Source organism: Microbacterium sp. NPDC056052 (genome assembly GCF_042266785.1).
In the GTDB taxonomy this organism is placed as follows: domain Bacteria; phylum Actinomycetota; class Actinomycetes; order Actinomycetales; family Microbacteriaceae; genus Microbacterium.
Window position 1 is genome coordinate 132,507 of record NZ_JBHJWV010000007.1, and the last position, 17,959, is coordinate 150,465.

At 70.3% G+C, this 17,959-nt stretch carries 14 protein-coding genes and 2 riboswitches; of the genes, 7 read left to right on the top strand and 7 right to left on the bottom strand.

Going from position 1 to position 17,959, the window contains the following annotated elements; translation table 11 throughout:
* Nucleotides 1-5: 5 nt before the first annotated feature.
* The 7 genes from ACFC1J_RS14425 to gcvT all read right to left on the bottom strand — a co-directional run bounded on the left by ACFC1J_RS14425 (nucleotide 6) and on the right by gcvT (nucleotide 9,900).
* On the bottom strand, nucleotides 6-1,679 hold the full coding sequence (locus tag ACFC1J_RS14425; protein WP_375907334.1) for a dipeptide ABC transporter ATP-binding protein: 1,674 nt from the start codon (nucleotides 1,677-1,679) through the stop codon (nucleotides 6-8).
* Nucleotides 1,676-2,617, bottom strand: a complete 942-nt coding sequence (locus ACFC1J_RS14430) for an ABC transporter permease (protein ID WP_375907337.1) — start codon at nucleotides 2,615-2,617, stop codon at nucleotides 1,676-1,678. The genes ACFC1J_RS14425 and ACFC1J_RS14430 overlap by 4 nt, the downstream gene beginning before the upstream one ends.
* Nucleotides 2,610-3,536 (bottom strand): ABC transporter permease, encoded by a 927-nt coding sequence (locus tag ACFC1J_RS14435; protein ID WP_375907340.1) that lies wholly within the window; start codon nucleotides 3,534-3,536, stop codon nucleotides 2,610-2,612. Before ACFC1J_RS14435 ends, ACFC1J_RS14430 begins: the two co-directional genes overlap by 8 nt.
* Nucleotides 3,537-3,722: 186 nt before the next feature.
* Nucleotides 3,723-5,351 (bottom strand): ABC transporter substrate-binding protein, encoded by a 1,629-nt coding sequence (locus ACFC1J_RS14440; RefSeq protein ID WP_375907343.1) that lies wholly within the window; start codon nucleotides 5,349-5,351, stop codon nucleotides 3,723-3,725.
* Nucleotides 5,352-5,546: 195 nt separating this feature from the next.
* Nucleotides 5,547-8,363, bottom strand: a complete 2,817-nt coding sequence (gene gcvP / locus ACFC1J_RS14445) for an aminomethyl-transferring glycine dehydrogenase (protein WP_375907752.1) — start codon at nucleotides 8,361-8,363, stop codon at nucleotides 5,547-5,549.
* A gap of 56 nt (nucleotides 8,364-8,419) precedes the next feature.
* Entirely contained in the window at nucleotides 8,420-8,797 is a 378-nt protein-coding gene (gene gcvH / locus ACFC1J_RS14450; protein ID WP_105688568.1) for a glycine cleavage system protein GcvH, read from the bottom strand.
* On the bottom strand, nucleotides 8,794-9,900 hold the full coding sequence (gene gcvT / locus ACFC1J_RS14455) for a glycine cleavage system aminomethyltransferase GcvT (RefSeq protein WP_375907346.1): 1,107 nt from the start codon (nucleotides 9,898-9,900) through the stop codon (nucleotides 8,794-8,796). The genes gcvH and gcvT overlap by 4 nt, the downstream gene beginning before the upstream one ends.
* Nucleotides 9,901-9,951: 51 nt before the next feature.
* A riboswitch (glycine riboswitch) is annotated at nucleotides 9,952-10,152 on the bottom strand.
* Nucleotides 10,153-10,246: riboswitch (glycine riboswitch) on the bottom strand. It abuts the riboswitch before it with no gap.
* 152 nt (nucleotides 10,247-10,398) lie between these two features.
* On the opposite strand from gcvT, the gene ACFC1J_RS14460 reads away from it, so the two are divergent.
* The 7 genes from ACFC1J_RS14460 to ACFC1J_RS14490 all read left to right on the top strand — a co-directional run bounded on the left by ACFC1J_RS14460 (nucleotide 10,399) and on the right by ACFC1J_RS14490 (nucleotide 17,956).
* Nucleotides 10,399-11,127, top strand: a complete 729-nt coding sequence (locus tag ACFC1J_RS14460) for an NUDIX domain-containing protein (RefSeq protein ID WP_375907754.1) — start codon at nucleotides 10,399-10,401, stop codon at nucleotides 11,125-11,127.
* A complete protein-coding gene (gene nadA, locus ACFC1J_RS14465; protein ID WP_375907349.1) occupies nucleotides 11,124-12,479 on the top strand; it encodes a quinolinate synthase NadA in 1,356 nt (451 codons plus the stop codon). Before ACFC1J_RS14460 ends, nadA begins: the two co-directional genes overlap by 4 nt.
* Nucleotides 12,479-14,098 carry an L-aspartate oxidase gene (nadB, locus tag ACFC1J_RS14470; protein ID WP_375907351.1) on the top strand — a complete coding sequence of 540 codons (1,620 nt, stop codon included), beginning with the start codon at nucleotides 12,479-12,481 and terminating at the stop codon, nucleotides 14,096-14,098. The genes nadA and nadB overlap by 1 nt, the downstream gene beginning before the upstream one ends.
* Entirely contained in the window at nucleotides 14,098-14,982 is an 885-nt protein-coding gene (gene nadC / locus ACFC1J_RS14475) for a carboxylating nicotinate-nucleotide diphosphorylase (protein ID WP_375907354.1), read from the top strand. Before nadB ends, nadC begins: the two co-directional genes overlap by 1 nt.
* Before the next feature lies 1 nt (nucleotide 14,983).
* Nucleotides 14,984-16,165 carry a cysteine desulfurase family protein gene (locus ACFC1J_RS14480; protein WP_375907357.1) on the top strand — a complete coding sequence of 394 codons (1,182 nt, stop codon included), beginning with the start codon at nucleotides 14,984-14,986 and terminating at the stop codon, nucleotides 16,163-16,165.
* Between the two features lie 9 nt (nucleotides 16,166-16,174).
* Nucleotides 16,175-17,116 (top strand): glycosyltransferase family 2 protein, encoded by a 942-nt coding sequence (locus tag ACFC1J_RS14485; protein WP_375907360.1) that lies wholly within the window; start codon nucleotides 16,175-16,177, stop codon nucleotides 17,114-17,116.
* 66 nt (nucleotides 17,117-17,182) lie between these two features.
* The gene (locus ACFC1J_RS14490) at nucleotides 17,183-17,956 is read left to right on the top strand and encodes an SDR family NAD(P)-dependent oxidoreductase (protein WP_375907362.1); all 774 of its coding nucleotides are present in this window, start codon (nucleotides 17,183-17,185) and stop codon (nucleotides 17,954-17,956) included.
* Nucleotides 17,957-17,959: the final 3 nt, after the last annotated feature.

The following is a 17,959-nucleotide window of genomic DNA, read 5'->3' on the forward strand; positions in this document are numbered from 1 at the left end:
CGAACTCACGCGCTGCGACCACCGAGGGTGATCGAGACGCCCGGGATGGCCTGGAGCAGGCGCTCCGTGTATTCCTGCTGCGGGTTGGCGAAGATCTCGTCCACCGTGCCCTGCTCGACCAGCTTGCCCTTCTCCATCACGCAGACCATGTCGGCCGCGACGCGCACGACGGCGAGGTCGTGCGTGATGAACAGGTACGTGAGGTCGAGCTCGTTCTGCAGCTCGGCGAGCAGCTTCAGGATCTGATCCTGCACGAGCACGTCGAGCGCCGAGACCGCCTCGTCGAGGACGACGATGTCGGGCTTGAGCGCCAGAGCACGCGCGATCGCGACGCGCTGACGCTGACCGCCGGACAGCTCGTTCGGGTACCGCGTGGCCAGCTCCTGCGGCAGCGAGACCTGATCCAGCAGCTCCAGAACACGAGCGTGCCGCGACGCCTTGTCACCGACGCCGTGGATGTCCAGCGGCTCCGAGATCGTGTTGCCGATGTTGCGCAGCGGATCCATGGACCCGTACGGATCCTGGAACACGGGCTGCATGCGGCGACGCAGCGCGAGCGTCTCCCGGCCGGAGAGGCTCGAGATGTCGGTCCCATCGATGGCGATCGAGCCCGACGTGACGTCCTCCAGCTTCAGCACCATCTTCGCCACGGTCGACTTGCCGGAGCCCGATTCGCCGACCAGCGCCAGCGTCTTGCCCTTCGGGATGTCGAAGGACACGTTGTCGACGGCACGGAACGGAATGCTGCGGAACTGGCCCTGACGGATCTTGTAGTCCTTGGTCAGGTCCCGCACCGAGACCGTCGGCGGGATGCCGGCGATGTCGTCACTCGTCTCGATGCCGCGCTTCTCGGCCACGGCCTGGATGCGCTGCGACGCGATGCTCGGGGCCGCGGCCACGAGCTTCTTCGTGTACGGGTGCAGCGGGTTCTCCAGGATCTCCCGGCTCGGGCCCGCCTCGACGATCTCGCCGTTCTGCATGACGATGATCTTCTCGGCGCGCTCGGCCGCAAGACCCAGGTCGTGCGTGATCAGGAGAACCGAGGTGCCCTTCTCCTTCGTCAGCGACGCGAGGTGATCCAGGATCACACGCTGCACGGTCACGTCGAGCGCCGAGGTGGGCTCATCCGCGATGAGCAGCTTCGGGTCGGCCGCAAGGCCGATGCCGATCAGCGCGCGCTGGCGCATTCCGCCGGAGAACTGGTGCGGGTACTGGTGCAGACGCTTGGCCGCGTCCGCGAGCCCCGCCTGCTGCAGCACCTCGATGGCCCGCGCCTCGATCTCCTTGCGCCCGGTGGCGAGGCCGTTCGCACGGATCGCCTCCTTGACCTGGAAGCCGATCGACCACACCGGGTTGAGGTTGGACATCGGATCCTGGGGCACGTAGCCGATCTCGCGACCGCGGAGCTTCTCCATCTGCCCCTCGGTGAGCCCGGTCAGCTCCTGCCCGTCGAGCATGATGCTGCCCGCGGTGACGTGTCCGGTTCCCGGCAGCAGGTTGATGATCGCGGACGCGGTCGTCGACTTGCCCGATCCGGACTCGCCGACGATGGCCAGCGTCTCCCCGGCGTACAGCTCGAGGTCGACCCCGTGCAGCACCTCCCTCGAGCCCTTCTGGGTGTCGAACGCGACCCTGAGGTCACGGATCCGCAGCAGCGGCGTGTCGGCGGTCGCGCTCATCGACGAGCCCTCGCTCTCGGGTCGAGGGCGTCTCGCACGAGCTCGCCCAGCATGATGAACGCGAGCACCGTGATGGTCAGCGCGATCGACGGGTAGATGAGCGTCATCGGCGCCACGCGCAGCGACTGCTGCGCCTGACTGATGTCGTTGCCCCAGCTCATCGTGCTGCTGCCGAGGCCGACGCCGAGGAACGACAGAGTCGCCTCGGCGACGATGGCGGCGGCGAGGCTCAGCGTCGTGACGACGAGCAGCGGCGCGATCGCATTCGGAACGACGTGCGAGATCAGCGTGCCGAATCGCGACTTGCCCAGTGCTCGAGACGCCATCACGAAGTCGGCCTGCCGCACTCTCAGCACCTCGGCCCGGACGACTCGCGCCGTGGAGGCCCAGGCGAAACCGCCGATCGCCAACGCCAGAGTGAACACGTTGCGGAACTGCGCGAACACGCTCATCACCACGACCGCGGCGAGGATGTAGGGGATCGAGAAGAAGATGTCGCCGATGCGCGACAGCACGGAGTCCAGCCAGCCGCCGTAGAACCCGGCCAGGGCGCCCATGATGAGGCCGATGATCGATCCGATCAGCGTCGCGATGATGCCGACCGACACCGACGTGCGTGCGCCCCAGACGATGCGGGCATAGATGTCGCAGCCCTGGAACGTGAACCCGAGCGGGTGTCCGCTCTCGGGGCCGGCGTTCGACGAGGACAGCTGGCAATTGCTGTTCGGCGGCGTCTGGGTGAACAGCGTCGGCCAGATCGCCATCAGGAGGATGACCAGGACGATGGCCATCGAGATCCAGAACATCGGGCGCTTGCGGATGTCCGCCCAGGCGTCGCGCCACAGGTTCGACGGCTTCTCCGCGATCTTGACCGCATCGACCGCCACGGTGCCTTCGGGAATGGGGGCGACGTAATGCGTCGCAGTGGTGTCAGACATAGCGGATCCTCGGGTCGAGCAGGCCGTAGAGCATGTCGACGACCAGGTTGACGAGCACGTAGATGATCACGAAGACGGTGACGAACGAGACGATTGTCGGGCCCTCGTGCTGAAGCGTCGCGTGGAACAGGGTGTTCCCCACTCCGGGCACGTTGAAGATGGCCTCTGTGACCGTCGCACCGACGAGGAGCACGCCGAAGTTCGTCGCGGAGTTGGTGATGACCGGGATCAGCGAGTTGCGCAGGACGTGCACCGGGATGACGCGTCGTCGCGGCAGTCCCTTGCTGTAGGCCGTGCGCACCCAGTCCTGGTTGAGCGTGTCGATGACCGAACCGCGCATCAGCCGCATGCTCGTGGCGTACAGGCTGACGCCCAGCACGATCGCGGGCAGCCACAGACCACCCCAGTCGTTGTCCGAACCCACGGTGGGCGGGAACCACTGCAGCTTCACAGCCAAGAAGTACTGCGCGAGGAACGCGATCACGAAGATCGGCAGCGAGATGAAGACCAGCGACACGACCAGCATCGAGTTGTCGAAGAGCTTGCCCTTGCGCAGGGCGGAGAGCGTGCCGATGACGATCGCGAGGACGAACTCGATGCCGATCGCCATCACCGCGAGGCGTCCCGTGACGGGCAGCGTCGCCGCCAGGACGTCGTTCACAGAGCGTCCGGAGAACGTGGTCCCCATGTCTCCCCGGAAGATGTCCACCAGGTAGTACCAGTACTGCACGATGAACGGCTCGTCCAGGTGGTACTGGGCCCTGAGCGCCGCGAGCAGTTGCGGGCTCGGCTGCTTGTCGCCGAAGAGCGCCGCGATGGGGTCGCCGGGCATGGCGAACACCAGGAAATAGATGAGCAGAGTCGCCCCGATGAAGACGGGGATCACCTGCAAGAGGCGTTTGAGGATGTAGCCGACCATCCGCCCCTCCTTTCAGATGAGGAGGCGCCTCGGGAGCCCGGCACGATCCGTGCGGGTGCGGCGCCTCACTGAGAATCGTGTCACGTGTTCAACGCGCACGACACCTTGGGTTTTTGCGCTGTGTTGACAGCGCGCGAGGCGGTGACGTGATCGTCACCGCCTCGCGGGTGTGATCCCTCAGGCTGGTCAGCCCTTGGTGATGTTGTAGTACAGCGGAACCGAGTTCCAGCCGAACACGACGTTGCTCACGTCCTTGCCGTAACCACCGGTGACGTTGTTGTACCACAGCGGGATCGCGGGCATGTCCTCGAAGAGGATCTCCTGCGCCTTCTTGTAGTCGGCCAGTGCCGCCGCCTGGTCGGACGCCGCCGCGCCGGAGGCGAGCAGCTTGTCGAACTCCGGGTTCGAGTAGTCGGTGTCGTTCGACGACGCCTTGGTGCCGTAGATCGGCTGCAGGAAGTTGTACTGCGACGGGTAGTCGGCCTGCCAGCCGGTACGGAACGCGGTCTTGATGACGCGGTCGTTGACATCCTTGCGCAGCGATGCGAAGTCGACGTACGGGTTGCCGGAGGCGTCGATGCCGAGGTTGTTCTTCAGCTGGTTCGAGACGGCGTCGACCCAGGGCTGGTGCGAGGAGTCGGAGTTGTACGCGATCTGGAACGTGCCGCTCCACGGGGAGATCTTGTCGGCCTCGGCCCACAGCTCCTTGGCCTTCTTGGCGTCGAACTTCAGCACGTCGGAGCCCTTGACGGAGTCGGACCAGCCCGCCACGACCGGCGAGGTGAAGTCGCTGGCCGGGGTACGGGTGTTGTTGAAGACCGTCTTGGTGATGGCCGCGCGGTCGATGGCCATCGAGATGGCCTCGCGACGCAGCTTGCCCTCGTCGCCGGTGAAGTGCTCGGCGTTGCCGGGGATCGAGAACGACTGGAAGATCGCGGCCGGCTGGTTGACGGCGCGGTCCCCGAGGTCGGATTCGAACGTCTGCAGCGCCGTGGCCGGAACGTTGTCCATCACGTCGAGCTTGCCCGCCTGAAGGTCGGCGTAGCCGGCGTCCTCAGAAGCGTAGAAGACGAAGGTGAGTCCGCCGTTCTTGGGCTGACGCGCACCCTTGTAGGTGTCGTTCTTGACGAGGTCGATCTGCACCTTGTGCTGCCACGCCTTGTCGTTGGCGAGCTTGTACGGGCCGTTGCCGATCGGGGCCTCACCGAACGCGGCCATGTCCTTCAGACCCGCCGCGGGCAGCGGGTAGTAGGCGGAGTAGCCGAGGCGGGACGCGAAGTCCGCGGCGACCGGGCTGGACAGCTTGATGCTGAACGAGTTGTCGTCGATCTTCTTCAGACCGGTCAGCTCGGAGTCGGCATCGGCGCTGAAGCCCTCGATGTCGGAGAACCAGGAGCTGTTCAGCTGCTTGTTCGAGAACTTGGCGCCGTACTGCCACGCGTTGATGAAGCTGTCCGCGGTGACCTTCTCGCCGTTGGAGAAGGTGTTGCCCTGCTTGAGCTTGATCGTCAGGTTGCTGGCGTCGTCGACCTTGATCTCTTCCGCCATGTCGTTGACGAGCTTGCCCTTGGCGTCGTAATAGGCGAGACCGGCGAAGAGAGAGTCGAGGATCCGTCCGCCGCCCACCTCGTTGGTGTTCGCGGGCAGCAGCGGGTTCTCCGGCTCGGTGCCGTTGGCGGTGACGATGGCCTTGGAGTTGCCGCCTGCTGAGGCGGTGGCGTCTCCGCCGCCGGACTTGCTGGAGCAACCGGCAAGGGCGAGTGCGCCCACGACCAGCAGCCCGAGGCCCGCGAGGGCGATCTTGTTGCGCTTCACGTTGTGTCCTCCTGTGGACAATTGACAGCAATCTGCACACTCGTCGTCGAGTGCTCAGGGATACCTGAGCCTAACCGCCGATCCGCCGATCGCACGAATGCGTACCGTTAACCGTTACTTACTGGTGACCTGACACGATGAGGCGCCCTGGGACCGTTCCCAGGGCGCCTCATCGTGCTTGCGGCTCGCGCGGATCTACAGCGCGAACGCCTCCACCGGCGGGCACGCGCAGACCAGGTTTCGGTCCCCGTACGCGTTGTCGATGCGGCGCACCGGCGGCCAGTACTTGCCCGCGATGAGCGCGTGCGTGGGGTACGCGGCCTTCTCGCGGGTGTAGGCGTGGCCCCACTCGCCCATCAGCAGCGACGCCGCGGTGTGCGGGGCGTGCACGAGCGGGTTGTCGTCGGCCGGCCAGACGCCCGCGGCGACCTCATCGGCCTCCGCCTTGATCTGGATCATGGCCTCCACGAAGCGCTCGAGCTCTCCGAGATCCTCGGACTCCGTGGGCTCGACCATGAGCGTGCCCGCCACGGGGAACGACATGGTCGGCGCGTGGAAGCCGTAGTCGATGAGGCGCTTGGCCACGTCGTCGACCGTGATCCCGGTCGCCTCCTTGAGCGGACGCAGGTCGAGGATGCACTCGTGCGCCACTCTGCCCTGCTCCCCCGAGTACAGCACGGGGTAGTGCTCGCCGAGGCGCGCGGCGACGTAGTTCGCCGCGAGCACCGCGGCCGCGGTCGCGTCGCGCAGGCCGTCGGCGCCCATCATCCGCACATAGGCCCACGAGATCGGCAGCACGCCGGCGGATCCGTACGGCGCCGCGGAGACAGGGCCGCCCTCGAAGACGTAGCCGCCCGCGTGCGCGGTGCGCTGCGCCTGCGGGTGTCCCGGCAGGTACGGCGCGAGGTGCGCCTTGGCCCCCACGGGACCCACGCCCGGGCCGCCGCCGCCGTGCGGGATCGCGAAGGTCTTGTGCAGGTTCAGGTGCGAGACGTCGCCGCCCAGGTCGCCGAACCGGGAGTAGCCGAGCAGCGCGTTCAGGTTCGCGCCGTCGATGTACACCTGGCCACCGGCCGCGTGCACCGCCGCCGTGATGTCGAGCACGTCGTGCTCGTACACGCCGTGCGTGGACGGATACGTGATCATGAGCGCGGCGATCTCGTCGGCGTGCTGCGCGATCTTCGCGCGCAGGTCGTCGAGGTCGACGTTGCCCAGCTCGTCCGTCGCGACGACGACCACCTTCATGCCGGCGAGCACCGCGGAGGCCGCGTTCGTGCCGTGCGCGGACGACGGGATCAGGCACACCGTGCGGTGCTCGTCGCCGTTCGCGAGGTGGTAGCCGCGGATCGCGAGCAGGCCCGCGAGCTCGCCCTGCGATCCGGCGTTCGGCTGCAGGGAGACCGCGTCGTAGCCGGTGACGTCGGCGAGCCACGCCTCGAGCTGGTCGATCAGCTCGAGCGAGCCCTGCACGTCGCCCTCGGGGGCGAAGGGGTGCAGCTGGGCGAACTCGGGCCAGGTGATCGCGGCCATCTCGGTCGCGGCGTTGAGCTTCATCGTGCAGGATCCGAGCGGGATCATGCCGCGGTCGAGCGCGTAGTCGCGGTCGGCGAGGCTCTTCAGGTACCGCATCATGGCGGTCTCGGAGCGATGCGCGTGGAACACCGGGTGCGTGAGGTACTCGTCCTGGCGGGCGAGGGCCGCGGGCACGCTCGTGACCGGGATGTACGCGAACGAGCCCTCGCCCGCGCCGAACACCGTCGCGACGGCGAGGATGTCCTCGTAGGTCGTGGTCTCGTCGGCGGCGATGCTCACCGTGTCCGCGTCGACGGGGTTCAGCAGGATCCCCGCCGCGTGGGCGTCCGCGACGATCGCGTCGGCTCGGCCGGGGATGCGCACCGTGATCGTGTCGAAGTAGTCCGCGTGCACGATCTCGGCACCGGCCTTCTCCAGCTGGGTGGCGAGGAAGCGTGCCTTGGACGCGACGCCGGAGGCGATCTCCTTCAGCCCCTCCGGGCCGTGGTAGACCGCGTACATCGACGCCATGACGGCCAGCAGCACCTGCGCGGTGCAGATGTTCGACGTGGCCTTCTCCCGACGGATGTGCTGCTCGCGGGTCTGCAGCGCGAGGCGGTAGGCCGGGTGGCCGTCCGCATCCTGCGAGACGCCGACGAGGCGACCAGGCAGCTGGCGCTCCAGCCCCGAGCGCACCGCCATGTAACCGGCGTGCGGGCCGCCGAAGCCCATCGGAACGCCGAAGCGCTGCGTGGTGCCCACGGCGACGTCCGCGCCGAGCGAGCCCGGCGAGGCGATCAGGGTGAGCGCGAGCAGGTCGGCCCCGACGACCGCGAGGCCGCCGGCGAGGTGAGCGGCGTCGATGACCGCGGAGGGATCCCAGATCCGCCCCGAGGCCCCCGGGTACTGCACGAACACGCCGAACAGGTCCTCGGGCAGCGTCTCGCCGCCCGCGAGATCGCGCTCGACGAGCTCGATCCCGAGCGCCGACGCGCGCGTGGCGAGCAGCGCCTTGGTCTGCGGCAGCGCATCGGCGTCGACCACGAACGTGTGGGACGCGGCCTTGGATCCGCGCCGCGCGAGCAGCATCCCCTCCGCGACGGCGGAGGACTCGTCCAGCATCGACGCGTTCGCCGTGTCGAGGCCGGTGAGCTCGGACACCATGGTCTGGAAGTTGATCAGCGCCTCCAGGCGTCCCTGGGAGATCTCCGGCTGGTACGGCGTGTACGCCGTGTACCAGGACGGGTTCTCCAGGACGTTGCGCTGGATCACGCTCGGCGTGAGGGTGCCGTAGTACCCCAGGCCGATCATGGGACGGTTCACCGTGTTGCGGTTCGCGAGGGAGCGCAGCTCAGCGAGGGCTTCGGCCTCGCTCGCCGCGGCCGGCAGCACGCTGACGCGGTCGGCGGCCGAACGGATGGAGGCGGGGACGGCCTCGCGCATGAGCGCGTCGACCGGACGCTCGTCGGCGCCGTACGAGATGCCGATCGCGTCGAGCATCGCCCGCTGGGCGTCGGCTGTGGTGCCGATGTGACGGTCGAGGAACGCGGTCACTCTCAGCCCTCCGTGTGGGCGACGTAGGCGTCGCGGTCGAGGAGACCGTCGACGGCGCCCGCCGCGACCGAGATCTTGATGAGCCAGCCGCCCTCGAACGGAGCGGAGTTGACGAGCGACGGGTCATCGATCACGGCGTCGTTGATCTCGAGGACCGTGCCGTCGACCGGCGCGTAGAGCTCGGAGACCGACTTGGTCGACTCGGCCTCGCCGAAGACGTCGCCGCGGCTGAACGAGGTGCCGACGGCGGGCAGCTCGACGAAGACGATGTCGCCGAGGGCGTCGGCGGCGAAGTCGGTGATGCCGATGGTCGCGGACTCGCCGTCCACGGCGACCCACTCGTGCTCTTCGCTGTAGCGCAGGGTGTTCAGATCGGTCATTTCTTCCTCCGGTAGAAAGGCAGGGCGGTGATGGTCGCGGGGATCTTGGTTCCGCGGACGTCGAGGAACAGGGGGACGGAGCCGTCGGCGACCGCGGGGTCGACGAAGGCCATGGCGATGGGATGACCGAGCGTGGGGCTCAGCGCGCCGCTGGTGATCTCGCCGATCACCGCGCCGTCCTCGGTCACGACCGCGTACTCGGCGCGACCGGCACGGCGGCCTTCCGCGGCCAGCCCGACCAGCACGCGCGCGCCCTCGGCAGGGGTCGTGCCGTCCTTGCCGACGAAGCTCTCCTTGTCGGAGACGACGACGCGGCCGAGCCCGGCCTGGGCCGGCTTGGTCTCGCGGTTCAGCTCGTGGCCGTAGAGCGGCATGCCGGCCTCGAGGCGCAGCGTGTCGCGGGCGGCGAGCCCTGCGGGGACGAGTCCGTGATCTGCGCCGGCGGCGACGACCGCGTCCCAGAGGGCGGCGGCGTCGTCCGCGGCGACGAGGAGCTCGAAGCCGTCCTCACCCGTGTAGCCCGTGCGCGCGAGCAGCAACGGCTTGCCGTTGTAGACCGCAGTCGCCCAGGCGTAGTACTTCTGCTCCGCCCAGGGGATCGAGACGTCGTCGATGCCGGGGGTGCCGGCGAGGATCGCCTCGGCGTTCGGCCCCTGCACCGCGATGAGGGCGTAGTCGTCGGAGACGTCCTGGACGACCACCTCGTGCTCCGTCGTACGGGCCAGGAGCGCCTCGCGCACGGCGTCGCGGTTGCCCGCGTTGCTGATGATGAGGAAGTCGTCGTCACCGAGCCGGTAGACGATGACGTCGTCCATGATCCCGCCGTCCTCGGCGAGCAGCAGCGAGTACTTCGCCTTGCCCACCGCGAGCGCGGACAGCCGGCCGGCCAGGGCGTAGTCGAGGTACTCCCCCGCGCCGGCGCCCACGATGGTGAACTCCGCCATGTGCGAGATGTCGAAGATGCCGGCACTCTCGCGCACCGCGTGGTGCTCGGCGAGGTCGGAGGTGTAGCGGACCGGCATCTGCCAGCCGCCGAAGTCGGTGAACGAGGCTCCGAGCGCCTCGTGGCGCTCCCGGAGCGGGGTGTAGCGGGGGTCTGTCATGGAGCTCTCCCGTGCGGATCGGTGAGGACCCGCACGGCGCGCGGATCCGAGAACTCCCCCTCTGTCATGGGCCTGAGAGTTTCGCCCGGCTCCTCGAGGGGAGCAGGGCTTTCACCGTCGGCGGATCCGTCGTGAAGCAAGAAGAGGTGGAGATCCGCGAGGGTCTGCTCACCGGGGTTTCGACTCGGGCGCCTTCGGCGGCCTCGCTCAACCTGATTTCTTGCTTCGCTCGAAATCACTTTCCAGAGCGGCCGGGTCAGCGCGGTGCGGTTACCTGAGAGATTGGCGGGGAGGCTTGCTCCTTCGGTGTCCGGCAGCGATCACCGGACTCTCCCGCACAGACCATGCGGCCACGTGTTCAGTTGTGCGCGCCCATCCTATCGTGACGGGGCCTTGTCGCGGCAGCACCGCGCACACCGGCGTGCGCGCTTCGTTACGTCATGGACTCGCCTTCTGGTCCGAATGACTCTAAGATCGGATCCGGAGGTTAGAGTCATGATGACCAGAAGCGGGGAATCCGAGGACGGCATCCGCGTCGCCGTCTCCACGGTGATCCTCACGATGCGCCGTGACGGCGGCGCCGCCCCGCGCATCGCGCTGCCTCTGGTGCGCCGCACGCGCGACCCGCATGCCGGGGACTGGGCGCTCCCCGGCGGATGGCTGGACGTGCGCGAAGGCCTCGCGGCCGCAGCCGCGCGCACACTCGCCGAGACCACGGGTCTCGCCCCGAGCTACCTCGAGCAGCTGTACGCGTTCGGCGCCGTGGACCGCTCCCCCAGCCGCGTGATCTCGGTCGTGTACTGGGCGCTCCTGCGCGAGGACCTCGTCGACCAGCAGCTCGCGGAACGCCGGTCGGCCGGCGTGGAGATCGAGAACGTCGAGTGGTTCGACGCCTCCGACCTCCCCGCGCTCGCCTTCGATCACGTGCGCATCGTGGAGTACGCCCTGTGGCGGCTGCGCAACAAGGCGGGATACAGCCGCGTGGCGCAGGGATTCCTGCCCCCGGAATTCACCCTGGCCGACCTGCGCGAGGCGTACGAGACCATCCTCGGACGCAAGCTCGATCCCGCGAACTTCCGCCGCCAGGTCGATGCGACGCGCACCCTGATCCCCACCAACGCGTTCCGCACGGGCAGCCATCGGCCCGCCCGGCTGTACCGCGATGCCACCGACGTCGAGCTCGCCGACCGCGGCCCGCTCGCCCCCGACGAGACGAGGACCTCATGAGCACCACCTCCCTTCGACAGGCTCAGGGACCGATTCGACAGGCTCAGGGTTCGTCCTCGATCGATCCCTCCGTCGACCACGCGCTGCGCCTGATCGTCACGGGGGCGTCCACCGAGGCGACCTGCACCACCGATCTCGCCGCCGGGCCGTGGAACTTCGACACGATCCCCGGCTACGGCCCCGGATCGTCCATGGGCGACGTGATCCCGACCGGCGCGCCCCGCCAGGGCGAGCTCCCCGCCTCCTACCGCGAGGCGGACGAGGATGAGCTGCACGAGCGGATCCGCACCGCCAAGGAGACGCTCGGCGAGCGCGTCGTGGTGCTCGGGCACTTCTATCAGCGCGAGGAGGTCGTGCGGCACGCCGATCATGTCGGCGACTCGTTCCAGCTCGCAGGGTTCGCGAAGCAGCACCCCGACGCGGAGGCGATCGTCTTCTGCGGCGTGCACTTCATGGCCGAGACCGCGGACCTGCTCTCCGGGGAGGACCAGGCCGTGATCCTGCCGAACCTCGCCGCCGGCTGCTCGATGGCCGATATGGCCGACATCGACCAGGTCGAGGACTGCTGGGAGCAGCTCGCCGAGGTGCTCGGCCCGCTCGACGCGCCGGACGCCGACGGGCTCGTGCCCGTGATCCCGGTCACGTACATGAACTCCTCGGCCGCCATCAAGGGCTTCGTGGGCCGTCACGGCGGCATCGTGTGCACCTCCTCGAACGCCCGGACCGTGCTGGAGTGGGCCTTCGCGCGCGGACGCAGGGTGCTGTTCTTCCCGGACCAGCACCTGGGCCGCAACACGGCGAAGGCGATGGGCGTGCCGCTCGCGCAGATGCCGATGTGGAACCCGCGCCGCCCGCTCGGCGGATCCTCCGCCGACGAACTGCAGGATTCCCGCGTCATCCTCTGGCACGGGTTCTGCTCCGTGCACCGCCGCTTCACCGTCGCCCAGATCGACCAGGCTCGGGCCGAGCACCCCGGCGTGCGCGTGATCGTGCACCCCGAGTGCCCGATGGAGGTCGTGGACGCCGCGGACGAGGCCGGCTCCACCGACTTCATCCGCAAGGCCATCGCCGCCGCGACCGAGCCCACGACCTTCGCGGTCGGCACCGAGATCAACCTCGTCCGACGGCTCGCGGCGGAGTATCCGCAGCACGAGATCTTCTGCCTGGATCCGGTGGTCTGCCCCTGCTCGACGATGTACCGGATCCACCCCGGCTACCTCGCCTGGGTGCTCGAGGAGCTGGTGGCGGGGCGCACTCCGAACCGGATCACGGTGCCGTCGGACGTGGCGGACCCGGCCCGGGTCGCGCTCGAGCGCATGCTGGCGGCGCGCCCTCCGGTGGCGGTGGCCTGATGCACGCCCCCGGCGAGTGCCGCGCCCCGGAGGTGCTGTCTGTGCTCGTGGTCGGCGGCGGGATCGCGGGCCTCACCGCGGCGCTGCACGCGCACGAGGCCGGCCACCGCGTCGAGGTCGTCGTGAAAGATGTTCTCGGCGACGGCGCGACCGCGCTCGCCCAGGGAGGCATCGCCGGGGTGTATGGCCTCGACGCCGACGGTGCGGCCGACTCCCCCGCGGCGCACGCCGCGGACACGCTCGCCGCCGGGGCCGGACTCTCCGATCCCGCGGTGGTCGACGTGCTCGTGGGTGAGGCACCGGCGCGGATCGCCGAGTTGGTCGCCCGCGGGGTGCCCTTCGACCGCGATCCCCAAGGGCGGCTCCTGCGCGGACTCGAGGCCGCCCACTCCGCGGCGCGCATCGCGCATGCCGGCGGCGACGCGACGGGAGCGGCGATCTCCGCGGCCCTCGTCCGCGCCGTGCGGGACGCGGGCATCGCGGTCCGCGAGCACACGATGCTCGTGGATCTGATCGTCGACGACGGGGCGGTGCGCGGAGCCCGGCTCCTCGCGGCCGGACGGATCGAGAAGGTCTCGACGGACGCCGTGATCCTCGCGACGGGCGGGGCGGGGCGGCTGTTCCGGCACACCACGGCCCCGGCGGTCTGCACCGGTGACGGCATCGCGGCCGCTCTGCGCGCAGGCGCCGCCGTCGCCGACCTGGAGTTCGTGCAGTTCCACCCCACGATCCTGGCGGCGCCCGGCCCCGCGTTCCTGATCTCCGAGGCGGTGCGCGGAGAGGGCGCGACGCTCATCGACGACGACGGGGCGCGCTTCGCGTTCGACGCGCACCCCGACGGCGAGCTCGCCCCGCGCGATGTGGTGACGCGGGCCGTGGTGCGCCGCGCGCGGGAACAGGGGCGCCCGGTGCGGCTCGACGCGACGGCGTTGGGCGCGGAGCGTCTCGCCCGCCGCTTCCCCACGATCGACCGGGTGACGCGGGAGCGCGGCTTCGACTGGGCCCGGGAGCCCATCCCGGTCACGCCCGCCGCGCACTACCTCATGGGCGGCGTGGTCACCGATGCGGAGGGCCGCAGCACGCTGCCCGGCCTCTACGCCGTCGGCGAGACCGCCCGCACGGGCGTGCACGGCGCCAACCGGCTCGCCTCCAACTCGCTGCTTGAGGGTGCCGTGTTCGGCGCCCGCGCCGCGGCCGCGCTGGGCCTGGTGCGCACTCCTCTCCCGGGGCCGTTGAGCGAGGACGCCGCAGGCGACCGAGACGAAACACCGTTTCCGAGGGGGCACCGCGTTTCGTCTCGCGGCTCCTTCGTCGCTGCTCGCTCAACGACCCCAGACGGGCATTTCTCTCGTACCGCTCTGCAGAACATGATGTGGGATCTCGTCGGGCCTCTGCGCACCACCGAGGGCCTGCAGGAGGCGCGGGCGATCGTCCGCTCCTGGCGGGCGCCGGAGGGGCTGACCCGCACCGCGGTCGAGGACCGCAACCTGCTCCAGGTCGCCGAGGCCATGGTCGATGCCGCGCTCGCGCGCCCGGCCTCGGTCGGCGCGCATCACCTCCTCACCTCCTCTCATCCGGTATCCGTCGCGGATCCGGCCCCCGCCCTGATCGGAGTCTGATGCTCACCCCCGCTCTCCTCACCCGCGTCGTCGGCGCCGCCCTCGAAGAGGACGCCCCGTGGGGCGATCTGACGAGCACTGCGCTGCTGCCCGCAGACGCGACGGCGACCGCCGACCTCGTCGCGCGCGAGCCCGGCGTCCTGGCCGGCGGCGAGGTCTTCGCCGCGGCGTTCACACTCACGGATCCGTCGACCGTCGTCGATCTGCACGTCGCCGACGGCGACGCCTTCGCGGAGGGCGACGTGCTCGCGACCGTCACCGGATCCGCCCGCAGCCTGCTCACGGCCGAGCGGGTGGCGCTGAACTTCACACAGCGCCTCAGCGGCATCGCGACGCTGACCGCCGCCTACGTCGCCGCGGTCGAGGGCGCCGGTCCCGACGGCAAGCGGGTGCGCATCGCGGACACCCGCAAGACCACCCCCGGGCTGCGCGCGTTCGAGCGGCACGCCGTGCTCGCCGGCGGTGGGCGCAACCACCGGTTCTCGCTGTCCGATGCGGTGATGGCCAAGGACAACCACCTCGCCGTGCTGAGCCGCGGCGGACGCGACCTCGCCACCGCGCTGCGCGAGGCGATCGCGACGCTGCCGCACACCGCGCACGTCGTGGTCGAGGTGGACCGGGTCGACCAGATCCCTGCGGTCCTGGAAGGCGGCGCGCACACCGTGCTGCTGGACAACTTCTCGCTCGAGGACCTGCGCGCCGGCGTCGCCCTGATCGACGGCCGGGCGACCGCGGAGGCATCGGGCGGAGTGAACCTCGACACGGTGCGCGCGATCGCGGCCACAGGGGTCGATGTGATCTCGGTGGGCGCCCTCACCCACTCCGCGCGGGCTCTCGACCTCGGGCTCGACGTGCGGATCGACGCCGGTCCGCGGATCGGCTGAGATGGCCGGTCCGCTCTATCTCGATCACGCGGCCACCTCGCCCGTGCGGGCAGAGGTGCTCGAGGCGATGGCCCCGTTCCTGACCCGGGCGTTCGGGAACCCCTCCAGCCACCACACGGTGGGCGAGGCGGCGAGCGCGGCGCTGGAGGACGCGCGCGCCCGCGTGGCCCGCGTGCTGGGGATGCGCGCCGGCGACATCGTCTTCACGGCGGGAGGCACCGAGGCGAACAACCTCGCGGTCAAGGGCATCGTGCTGGCCGCACGGTTCCCGAGCGAGGAGAGCCGCGACGAGACGAGGGGCGGCCGGGGCCGACGGCACGTCATCACCACGCCGATCGAGCACGAGTCCATCCTGGAATCGGTCGGCTACCTCGCCCGCTTCCATGACGTCGAGGCGACCCTCGTGCCCGTCGACGGCCGAGGACGGGTGGATCCAGCCGCCGTCGCCGCGGCGATCCGCGAGGACACCGCGCTGGTCGCGATCGGGCACGCGAACAACGAGATCGGCACGATCCAGGACGTCGCGGGCATCGCCGCGGCCGCCGCGGAGCACGGCGTGCCGCTGCACGTGGACGCCGTGCAGTCCGCGGGCTGGCTGGCGCTGGCGGGCCTCGGCGCCGATGCGATCGCGATCGCCGGCCACAAGCTCGGCGCTCCCAAGGGCATCGGCGCGCTCGCGGTGCGCGGACGCGTGCCGCTCGAGCCCCTCGTGCACGGCGGAGGACAGGAGCGCGGACGCCGCTCCGGCACCGAGAACGTGGCCGGCGCCGTGGCCCTCGCCACGGCGCTCGATCTGGCAGAGGGCGAACGCACCGAGGCCGCCGCCCGCGTCGGGGCGCAATCCGCACGTCTCATCACGGGGATCCTCGCCGCGGTGCCCTCGGCGCGCCTCACCGGCGACCCGGAGCAGCGACTGCCCGGCACGGCGAGCTTCACGTTCGCCGAGGTCTCGGGTGAGGCCGTGCTGCTCGAACTCGAGCGGCGCGGCGTGGTGTCGTCCAGCGGATCGGCGTGCGCGGCCGGCAGCGACGAGCCCTCACACGTGCTGCTGGCCTGCGGGATCGACCCCGTCGTCGCGCAGACCGCGGTGCGCTTCACGCTCGGACGCGCCGGCCTTCCCGATGACGGCCCGGAACGGCTCGCAGGACTCGTCGCCGGCGCCGTGGCCGCCGTGCGCTCCTAGACTGGCGAAGTGCCCGCTCCGCTCGTGACCGTGATCGTGCCCGGTCGCGACATCGCGGACTTCGCCCCCGCCGCCCTCGACTCCCTGCGTGCGCAGACCGAGACGTCCTGGCGGGCGATCCTCGTGGACGACGGCTCCCGAGACGACACGGGCCGGATCTTCGAGGCCGCGACGCACGAGGATCCCCGGTTCATGCTCCTGCGCCACGCCCGCTCCCGGGGTCTGGGTGCCGCCCGCAACGCCGCGCTCGACCTGGTCGACACCGAGTACCTCGGCTTCCTCGACGGCGACGACGAGCTCGCGCCGACGGCCCTCGAGCGGATGACGGGCACCCTCGCCGCGACCGGCAGCGACTTCGTGACCGGCGCCTATGTGCGCTCCCGCTGGGACGGACAGGGATATGCGGTCGGGCGCGTGCAGCCGTGGGTCGCGTCGGCGACGGATCCGGCGCGCCTCGGGACCACGATCTTCGCGCATCCGGCCGCGTCGGCGAACATCGTGGCGTGGTCGAAGGTGAGCCGCACGGCGTTCTGGCGGGATCTCCGGTTCCCGGAGGGCGTCGCCTACGAGGACCAGGTCGTGGCGCAGCGGATGTACACGACCGCACGCGCCTTCGACGTCATCCCCGACGTGGTGGTGCAGTGGCGGCTGCGTGAGAACGGCACCTCGATCACCCAGGGCAAGCACAAGGTCCGCGTGCTGCGCGACTATCTCGCGGCGCTCCGCGGCGGCGTCGAGGTGCTGCATCAGGCGGGCGCGCACGCCGCGGTTGCCGCTAGGCTCGACCTCATCCTCGCGATGGACCTGCCGCCGCTCCAGGAGATCGCCGGCACCCACCCCGACCCCGCGTATCCCGCGGCGGTCCGAGCGTTCCTCGAAGAGCTCGAGGCACTCCCCGAGTTCGCCGACGCCCGCGTGGATCCCACCCTCGCCGCCGCGTTGCGCTGGTAACCGCGGCCACTGCCCGGACGGCCGGCGCGCCCGCGCGCGCCGCGCCGCCCAGAATCAGGACGACCCATGAACGACTATCTCTCCGACCTCTTCTCCCTCGACGGACGCACCGCCGTGGTCACCGGCGGCAGCTCCGGGATCGGCCGAGGCATCGCGACCGCCCTCGCCCGCGCCGGCGCCGCCACGGTGGTCGTCGCCCGCGGCGCCGAGCGGATCGAGGAGACCGTGCGTGAGCTCACCGACGCGGGCTGCCGCGCGGCAGGCGTCGTCGGCGACCTCGGCACGCGGGACGGGATCCGCGCGGCGGGCGAGGCGGCGGTGCTGCCGTTCGGCGAGCCCGACATCCTCGTGAACTCGGCGGGCATCAACATCCGCCCCGCCTTCGCGGACATCACCGAGGCCGACTGGGACGCCACGATGACCGTGAACACGCTCGCCCCGTTCCTGCTCGGACAGAGGTACGCCACCGGCATGGCCGAGCGCGGCTACGGCCGCCTCATCCACATCAGCTCGCAGCAGGCGCACCGCGCCTTCGTCGGCAGCGGGATCTACGGCGTCTCGAAGGGCGCGATCGAGTCCCTGATGCGCTCCGAGGCGGAGGCATGGGGCGGCACCGGCGTGACCAGCAACACGCTCGTTCCCGGTTTCGTGCTGACGCCGCTCAACGCCCGCCTGCAGGAGGATCCGCAGCAGATCGCGGCGCTCGCCGCGCGCACGATGATCGGCCGCAACGGCCTGCCCTCCGACTTCGCGGGCGCCGCCGTGTTCCTCGCGGGCGCCGGCTCCGCCTACGTCACGGGGCACTCGCTGTTCGTCGACGGCGGGCTGAGCTCGCACTGAGCG

Bases quoted from the DNA above. Each gene is read 5' to 3' on its own strand.
- nadC (WP_375907354.1), top strand. From the start codon at position 14,098: ATGCTCACCCCCGCTCTCCTCACCCGCGTCGTCGGCGCCGCCCTCGAA.
- ACFC1J_RS14435 (WP_375907340.1), bottom strand. From the start codon at position 3,536: ATGGTCGGCTACATCCTCAAACGCCTCTTGCAGGTGATCCCCGTCTTC.
- ACFC1J_RS14490 (WP_375907362.1), top strand. From the start codon at position 17,183: ATGAACGACTATCTCTCCGACCTCTTCTCCCTCGACGGACGCACCGCC.
- gcvH (WP_105688568.1), bottom strand. From the start codon at position 8,797: ATGACCGATCTGAACACCCTGCGCTACAGCGAAGAGCACGAGTGGGTC.
- gcvT (WP_375907346.1), bottom strand. From the start codon at position 9,900: ATGACAGACCCCCGCTACACCCCGCTCCGGGAGCGCCACGAGGCGCTC.
- nadB (WP_375907351.1), top strand. From the start codon at position 12,479: ATGCACGCCCCCGGCGAGTGCCGCGCCCCGGAGGTGCTGTCTGTGCTC.
- nadA (WP_375907349.1), top strand. From the start codon at position 11,124: ATGAGCACCACCTCCCTTCGACAGGCTCAGGGACCGATTCGACAGGCT.
- gcvP (WP_375907752.1), bottom strand. From the start codon at position 8,363: ATGCTCGACGCGATCGGCATCTCGTACGGCGCCGACGAGCGTCCGGTC.
- ACFC1J_RS14460 (WP_375907754.1), top strand. From the start codon at position 10,399: ATGACCAGAAGCGGGGAATCCGAGGACGGCATCCGCGTCGCCGTCTCC.
- ACFC1J_RS14480 (WP_375907357.1), top strand. From the start codon at position 14,984: ATGGCCGGTCCGCTCTATCTCGATCACGCGGCCACCTCGCCCGTGCGG.
- ACFC1J_RS14430 (WP_375907337.1), bottom strand. From the start codon at position 2,617: ATGTCTGACACCACTGCGACGCATTACGTCGCCCCCATTCCCGAAGGC.
- ACFC1J_RS14425 (WP_375907334.1), bottom strand. From the start codon at position 1,679: ATGAGCGCGACCGCCGACACGCCGCTGCTGCGGATCCGTGACCTCAGG.